Below are 454 nucleotides of genomic sequence, written 5' to 3'. Positions count from 1 at the left end.
CGTTGTCGTCCGTCGAGTAGATGTGCACGCCGTCACGCACCAGACGAACCACCGGAGTCGTCGCACGCTGCACCAGCGCGTTCTGCGCCGCGTCCAGCTTCGCCGACACCTGGGCCGCCTCGTCCTCCGTCAGCTGGCCGTCGGAGCCACCCAGCTGCGCCTTGAGCTCACCGGCCTCCTTGAACAGCTTGTTCGCCTTCGCGACCGAATCAGCCGTCCACAGGCCCGTGTTCACCACCTCGTACGAGTCGTTCGTCTCGTAACCCGGCGTCTGCTCCTGGTTCGCCAGATCAGACTGCGACACACGACCCCACGCCGCATACAGCGTATTCGACACAGTCACCCAGTACGTCTCCGTCTTCACACCCTCAGGCGTGTCCGTCTTCTTCGTCGCAAGGAACTCGAGGTTGCCCGCGGCGTTGATGCGGAGCTTCGCGCCAGCCGGGATCTCCAC

1 protein-coding gene is annotated in these 454 nt (G+C 64.8%); it reads right to left on the bottom strand.

The window, feature by feature from the left end:
* Window positions 1-454, bottom strand: a 454-nt coding sequence (locus tag CSQ85_RS13275) for a hypothetical protein (RefSeq protein WP_190973055.1), incomplete at both ends; no start/stop codon positions are given.

The organism is Bifidobacterium rousetti (assembly GCF_008698235.1).
Classification (GTDB): Bacteria; Actinomycetota; Actinomycetes; order Actinomycetales; family Bifidobacteriaceae; genus Bifidobacterium; species Bifidobacterium rousetti.
This window is presented reverse-complemented; position numbering and strand designations above follow the sequence as displayed.